The sequence below is a fragment of the Nitratireductor soli genome (genome assembly GCF_001050155.1).
Lineage (GTDB): Bacteria > Pseudomonadota > Alphaproteobacteria > Rhizobiales > Rhizobiaceae > Nitratireductor > Nitratireductor soli.
Map to the genome: position 1 here is coordinate 115,356 of NZ_LFVY01000018.1, position 6,000 is coordinate 121,355.

Consider the following 6,000-nt stretch of genomic DNA (forward strand, 5'->3'; position numbering starts at 1 on the left):
TTGACCATCTTGGTAAGGAAACCCATCCGCGAGCCTTGCCCTCGCCGTGAATGGAGAGATGAATGAGCCGATTTCAAGTGATGAGCATGACCGATGCCGCGGCTGACCGCGTGCGCGAGATCATGATGACGCGCGACGGCGCCAAGGGTGTGCGCGTCGGCATCAAGAAGGGCGGCTGCGCCGGGATGGAATACACGGTCGATCTGGTGACCGAGGCCAATCCGGCGGATGATCACATCGAGCATGCGGGCGCGCATGTCTATGTCGCGCCGGAGGCGGCCCTGTTCCTGCTCGGCACCCAGCTCGATTTCGAGGTGACGAAGCTGCGCACCGGCTTCACCTTCAACAATCCCAACCAGACCTCCGCCTGCGGCTGCGGCGAATCCATCGAACTCAAGCCGGCGGACCTCAAGAGCCTGGCGGAAGCGCGCGGCGCGGTCTGACGGGTTGCTGCGGTGGATGACGATGCGATCCACGATCTTTTTGCCGGTCTTGGTCCGGTAACCATCAAGCGGATGTTCGGCGGCAAGGGCGTCTACCACCACGGCGTGGTGTTCGCGCTCGAGGTCGGCGACGAAATCGTGCTGAAGGCCGATGGCGAAAGCGCGCCATTGTTTGCCGAGCAGGGCTGCCGGCAATGGGTGTATCAGGGACACAGCAAGCGCGGTCCGGTGGCAATGCCCTATTGGTCGATCCCCGAAGCCGCGCTCGACGATCCCGATGAAATGGCGATCTGGGCGCGGCGGGCGTTCGAGGCGGGCTTGCGCAGCCAGAAGAAGTGACGCCTGACCGGCCGCCACTCCGCACGTCCGGTGAAATCACCGCGCTTTAGACCTTTTCAGCGTTTCATGGAAACGCTGAAAAGGTCTATCTCATTGTTTTTCCGCATTTATGCGGACGTCAGGTGATTCCGCCTGACTGCAAAATGCTATAGCGGTGCCGGATAAAGTCGGGCGTCTTCCGATGCCCGTCAGCTCTTGACGGAAACCTTCATGAAGGCCGGCATATCGTCGCCGAAGCCTAGCGGCGCATCCTCGCGCTGCTCATGCCGGTCGCTGCGCTCAGGCCGCGCTGCGCGCTCCGGCGCCCTGGAGCGCTGCGGATCCTTGGCGGGCTGCCGGGGGTGGGCAGGGGCCTCGTCCGCGTCCTTGCGCGTCCTGCGCTCGGCATTGTCGGATTTGATGGCTTCCCTGCGCGGCTTCCGGGCGTCGTCGGCCTTTTCCTGTGGAGCCGTGTCGTCCTTGTGGCCGCCGCGTCGTGCATTGCGGCCGCGCGGCCTCTCATCGGCGTCGTCCTCGGCGCTCAGCGTCGACAGATCGCCGTCGAGCCATTCCGTGTCCAAGCCGATCAGCTTGCCGATCGTGTCGACATATTTCTGGTCGGCGCGGCTGACCAGCGTGAACGCCTTGCCCGAACGGCCGGCACGGCCGGTACGGCCGATGCGGTGCACATAGTCGTCGGCATGGATCGGCACATCGAAATTGAAGATGTGGCTGACATCGGGAATGTCGAGACCGCGCGCGGCGACGTCCGATGCCACGAGCAGCTTCAGATTGCCTTTGCGGAAGTTCTCCAGCATGGCCATGCGGGCGCGCTGGTCCATGTCGCCATGCAGCGCGCCGGCGTCGTACTCATGCCGCACCAGCGAGCGGAACAGGGTCGCCACTTCGGTCTTGCGGTTGCAGAAGATGATGGCGTTCTTCAGCGTCTCGCCTTCATCGTCGATCAGCTTGCGCAGCTTGTCGCGCTTGGCCCAGGGTTTTGAGCCGACCTTGACGAAGCGCTGCGTGATGTTGGTCGCCGTGGTGGCCGGCCGCGAAACCTCGACACGCACCGGCGCCTGCAGGAATTGCTGCGTCAGCTTGGTGATCTCCGGCGGCATGGTGGCCGAGAAGAACAAGGTCTGCCGGGTGAACGGGATCAGCTTGCAGATGCGCTCGATGTCGGGAATGAAGCCCATGTCGAGCATCCGGTCGGCCTCGTCGATGACGAGGATCTCGACGCCGGTCAGAAGCAGTTTGCCGCGCTCGAAATGGTCGAGCATGCGGCCAGGCGTGGCGATCAGCACATCGGCGCCGCGCTCCAGCTTCTTCTCCTGTTCGTCGAACGATACGCCGCCGATCAAGAGGGCGATGTTGAGGCGATGGTTCTTGCCGTATTTGACGAAGTTCTCTTCGACCTGCGCGGCCAGTTCGCGCGTCGGTTCGAGGATCAGCGTGCGGGGCATGCGGGCACGGGCCCGTCCGCGCTCCAGCCGCGTCAGCATCGGCAGGACGAAGGACGCGGTCTTGCCGGTTCCGGTCTGGGCAATGCCCAGGACGTCCTTGCCGGCCAGCGCGTGGGGAATGGCGCCCGCTTGAATGGGGGTTGGTTCCGTGTAGCCGGCGTCGGTTACGGCGGAAAGAACCTTGGGCGACAGGCCTAGGTCGGAAAATGTCATCGCTTCCTGAGCGGCGTCTTGTTCTGCTGGCACGTTTTGGCTGTCTTTGCTTTCGCGGCGTGGCGCCGTCCATGAGGCTTTTTGCCTCGAATCCATGCAGGGCCTACGGCCTGCGGCGCGCAATGTCAACAGATCACTTGCCGTAAAGGCAAGTCGGTTTCAGTATCGAAACTGCTCCGAAAGGATGCGTTCGTTCCACGAATGGCTTTCGTCGAAAAGCACGGTGACCGTCTTGTCGCGCGATTCGCGGACGGTGACGGAGACGACGGATTTGATTTCCGTGTGGTCGGCGACCGCGTTGACCGGCCGCTTGTCCGGCTCGAGAATGTCGAAACGCACCGTTGCCTGGTTCGGCAACAGGGCGCCGCGCCAGCGGCGCGGACGAAACGGGCTGACGGGCGTCAGCGCCAAAAGCGGCGCGTCGAGCGGCAGGATCGGACCGTGCGCCGACAGGTTGTAAGCGGTCGAGCCGGCGGGCGTCGCGACCATCACGCCGTCGCAGATCAGCTCCTCCAGCCGCACCTTGCCGTCGATGGCGATGCGGATCTTGGCCGCCTGATAGGATTGGCGCAGAAGCGAAACCTCGTTGACCGCCAGCGCCTCGGTCTCATTGCCGTCGGCGTCCAGCGCATGCATCTGCAGCGGCCGGACCGTCTCGGCGATGGCTGCGGCAACCCGTTCGCGCAGGCCGTCCTCGCGGTATTCGTTCATCAGGAAACCGACCGTGCCGCGATTCATGCCGTAGATGCGCTTGCCGGTGCCCATGGTCTCGCGCAGGATGTGCAGCATGAAGCCGTCGCCGCCGAGGGCGACGATCACTTCAGCGTCTTCCATGCGTTCCTGGCCGTAGAGAACCGAAAGGCGGGCGGCGGCGTCCTGGGCATCATCCGTGTCGGCGCAGACAAAGGACAGGACCGGTAGCGGTCGATTCATGGGATTGCTCGGCCCTTTCGATGCGACATGATAACCGGTTAGCATGCGACCGGACCCATGCAAAGGCTCCGGCCTGGTGGTCTGACCGAAACAGATGGTCCAATCCGTTTCGGCACGTCAGCCCGCAAGCCACGGATCTGGCAGGGTGATATTCCCTGACAGATCGGGATCATCGTCAGGATCGCGCCACCAGGCATTGATGTGGGTATCGTGAATGCATGATGCCAGTTTTGATTTCACTCGCGGACCGATTATGCTAACGGGGCTCCGGTTGCCCTTGTAGCTCAGTTGGTAGAGCACCTGATTTGTAATCAGGGGGTCGGCGGTTCGAGTCCGTCCGGGGGCACCAGCTCCCGAGTTTGTACAGCCCGGAGACATGGGTAACAGATTGTACCCAAGACATGGGTGACGGTCTCGTGCCGAACGGGTTGTCGCTGGTCCGCAGGGTTCTCTGCTCCAGGTCGATGTATCCCAGATCATAATGCATGAAGCGCACGAGCCAAATGCCATTATGTGTCCAAATGGACGCGACGCCCTAACGTGCACCCGCCAGATGAATGCGCGCCGCGTAGAGCGATACGGCGGCGGCGTTGGAAACGTTGAGCGAGCGGATCGGTCCGGGCATGTCGAGGCGGGCGAGCGCGGAAACCGTCTCGCGCGTCTTCTGGCGCAGGCCCTTGCCCTCGGCGCCGAGGACCAGCGCGATGCGTTCGCCGTCGAACGTCGCTTCCAGTTGTTCCGCTCCGTCCGAATCCAAGCCTATCGCCTGAAACCCCGCTGCCTGCAATTCCTCGATCGCCACGGCCAGGTTGCGCACAGTCAGGTGGTCGATGTGTTCGAGCGCGCCCGAGGCTGCCTTGGCCAACACACCTGATTCGGCGGGACTGTGGCGCGCGGTGGTCACCAGCGCGTTGACGCCGAAGGCGACGGCCGAGCGCATGATGGCGCCGACATTGTGCGGGTCGGTCACCTGGTCGAGCACCAGCACCAGGGCCGCGCCTTCCAGGTCGCCGAGCGGTCTCGTTGCCAGCGGTTCGGCTTCGACCAGAACGCCCTGATGCACGGCGTCGGATCCGGTCAGCCGGTCGATGTCGCGCGGTTCGACCATTTCGACGGGAAAGGGCAGGGCGTCCGCCTCGCCGAGCTCCAGGCGGGCGGCGGCATTGCGCGTGACGCGCATATGCCGGATGACACGGCGCGGATTGTCGAGTGCTGCGCGCACCGTATGCAGGCCGTAGAGCCGCACCAGCCCGTCCTCGGCGTCGCCTGCGGCCTGGGGCTTGTGCCCCGTTTTGGGCCCGTGCTTGCCGTGCGCATCCTGCGTGCGCTCGCGGTGTGCACGGCGCAGCCGCGCATAGTGGCTGTCCTTGGGGGTCTTTGAATCTCGATCGTCGCTCATCGAGCCTCTATAGTGCGCGGCGCGGAAAAGTGGAAACGCATTCGCGTGGGCGGCAAGTTTTTCGCTGCCGACCGGTGACGGGCGGTTGACAGTACCTTGCCGCCTCGCCATAAGGCCCATCGCGGAAATCGGCTGGCTTGCGTTGCCCGTTTCGAGTTTCGCGGCACAACGCACGGCTCCGGCGGTATGACGGAGGGGTGTCCGAGTGGTTAAAGGAGACGGACTGTAAATCCGTTCGCTATGCGTACGCTGGTTCGAATCCAGCCCCCTCCACCACCGTCCACGGAAGCCGAGCGAAACGAACCCGGCGGGTATAGCTCAATGGTAGAGCAGCAGCCTTCCAAGCTGAATATGCGGGTTCGATTCCCGCTACCCGCTCCAACCCGTCCCTGTCCATAAGCTTGGCCGCGTCTCTTCAGCAGCGGCTCGCGTTCAAATTTCCGCGCCGGCACCGTGCGTTCTGCTGCCGTCATGGCGGGCCAGCAAAGATTCCGGCAGGCGGAGACTGCGGCTTCATGGCGCTGGAGGGACGGGACGGATTGGCGTAGTTTGAGCTGCCGCACGAAGGGAGTTCGCCATGTCGCCGCCCGATCCTGCCCTCGCTGAAGCCGCCAGCCTCCTGCCGGGCGCACGTTTTGCTGATCGATTCTCGGTTTTCCTGCCGGGTAGCTGCATCGAGGCCGGCGAGGCGGCGCGCAGGATATTCGCTTCGACGCCCAAATGGATTGTCGGGCTGATGGCCTTGCGGGACCGGCTGGTGAGGCCGTTCGACCTCAAGACGCGCCGGCGGATGGCGGGCGATCAGCCCAGGGCTGCCGCCGGCTGGTTTCCGATCCTGTCGCAATCGCCGGAGCGTGTGGTGCTGGGCACCGACGACCGGCATCTGGACTTTCGGCTGGTCCTCGAGACGGTGGCGGTCTTGCCCGAAGGCACGCGCGTTTCGGGTACGACCATCGTCAGAACCCACAATCTTCTCGGTCGCGTCTACCTGGCGGCGGTGATGCCGTTCCACAAGATCATCGTTCCGGCCATGCTGCGCCGCGTTCTGCGTTGACGCGGGGCGATGATGGCAGCCTGGGGCGAGGCATCGGCCTGCGATCGGCCGCTAAGCGGTAAAGGGGCTTGTAATTTGGCGCCTTTGTCGGTAATCGCCGCGCATCAAAAAACCAAACACTCCACGCCGCCCAAGGGAAATTGAGATGGCCAAAGGTAAATTTGAGCGTACGAA

Annotated in this window: 6 protein-coding genes and 3 tRNA genes; 6 read left to right on the top strand and 3 right to left on the bottom strand. The window is 63.8% G+C overall.

Annotated elements, in window-relative coordinates; translation table 11 throughout:
- Positions 1-62: 62 nt before the first annotated feature.
- Complete coding sequence (gene sufA / locus AB843_RS20755; RefSeq protein WP_048648807.1) at positions 63-443, top strand: Fe-S cluster assembly scaffold SufA; 381 nt, start codon at positions 63-65, stop codon at positions 441-443.
- 12 nt (positions 444-455) lie between these two features.
- Entirely contained in the window at positions 456-782 is a 327-nt protein-coding gene (locus AB843_RS20760; RefSeq protein ID WP_048648808.1) for a TfoX/Sxy family protein, read from the top strand.
- A 188-nt stretch (positions 783-970) separates the two neighbouring features.
- Here AB843_RS20760 and AB843_RS20765 read toward each other — a convergent pair whose 3' ends face one another.
- The gene (locus tag AB843_RS20765) at positions 971-2,440 is read right to left on the bottom strand and encodes a DEAD/DEAH box helicase (RefSeq protein ID WP_048648826.1); all 1,470 of its coding nucleotides are present in this window, start codon (positions 2,438-2,440) and stop codon (positions 971-973) included.
- A 159-nt stretch (positions 2,441-2,599) separates the two neighbouring features.
- Positions 2,600-3,373: an NAD kinase gene (locus tag AB843_RS20770; protein ID WP_048648809.1), complete on the bottom strand. Its 774-nt coding sequence runs from the start codon at positions 3,371-3,373 to the stop codon at positions 2,600-2,602.
- Positions 3,374-3,646: 273 nt separating this feature from the next.
- On the opposite strand from AB843_RS20770, the gene AB843_RS20775 reads away from it, so the two are divergent.
- Positions 3,647-3,722, top strand: a tRNA-Thr gene (locus AB843_RS20775).
- 186 nt (positions 3,723-3,908) lie between these two features.
- Here AB843_RS20775 and AB843_RS20780 read toward each other — a convergent pair.
- On the bottom strand, positions 3,909-4,772 hold the full coding sequence (locus tag AB843_RS20780) for a TrmH family RNA methyltransferase (RefSeq protein ID WP_048648810.1): 864 nt from the start codon (positions 4,770-4,772) through the stop codon (positions 3,909-3,911).
- 191 nt (positions 4,773-4,963) lie between these two features.
- Here AB843_RS20780 and AB843_RS20785 point away from each other — a divergent pair.
- The 3 genes from AB843_RS20785 (at position 4,964) to AB843_RS20795 (ending at position 5,826) form a co-directional block, all read left to right on the top strand.
- Positions 4,964-5,048 (top strand) — tRNA-Tyr (locus AB843_RS20785).
- Positions 5,049-5,079: 31 nt separating this feature from the next.
- A tRNA-Gly gene (locus tag AB843_RS20790) sits at positions 5,080-5,153 on the top strand.
- A gap of 196 nt (positions 5,154-5,349) precedes the next feature.
- Positions 5,350-5,826, top strand: coding sequence for a DUF2867 domain-containing protein (locus tag AB843_RS20795; protein WP_048648811.1), 477 nt, complete (start codon positions 5,350-5,352; stop codon positions 5,824-5,826).
- The last annotated feature ends 174 nt before the right edge of the window (positions 5,827-6,000 follow it).

Bases quoted from the DNA above. Each gene is read 5' to 3' on its own strand.
- AB843_RS20780 (WP_048648810.1), bottom strand. From the start codon at position 4,772: ATGAGCGACGATCGAGATTCAAAGACCCCCAAGGACAGCCACTATGCG.
- AB843_RS20765 (WP_048648826.1), bottom strand. From the start codon at position 2,440: ATGACATTTTCCGACCTAGGCCTGTCGCCCAAGGTTCTTTCCGCCGTA.
- sufA (WP_048648807.1), top strand. From the start codon at position 63: ATGAGCCGATTTCAAGTGATGAGCATGACCGATGCCGCGGCTGACCGC.
- AB843_RS20770 (WP_048648809.1), bottom strand. From the start codon at position 3,373: ATGAATCGACCGCTACCGGTCCTGTCCTTTGTCTGCGCCGACACGGAT.
- AB843_RS20795 (WP_048648811.1), top strand. From the start codon at position 5,350: ATGTCGCCGCCCGATCCTGCCCTCGCTGAAGCCGCCAGCCTCCTGCCG.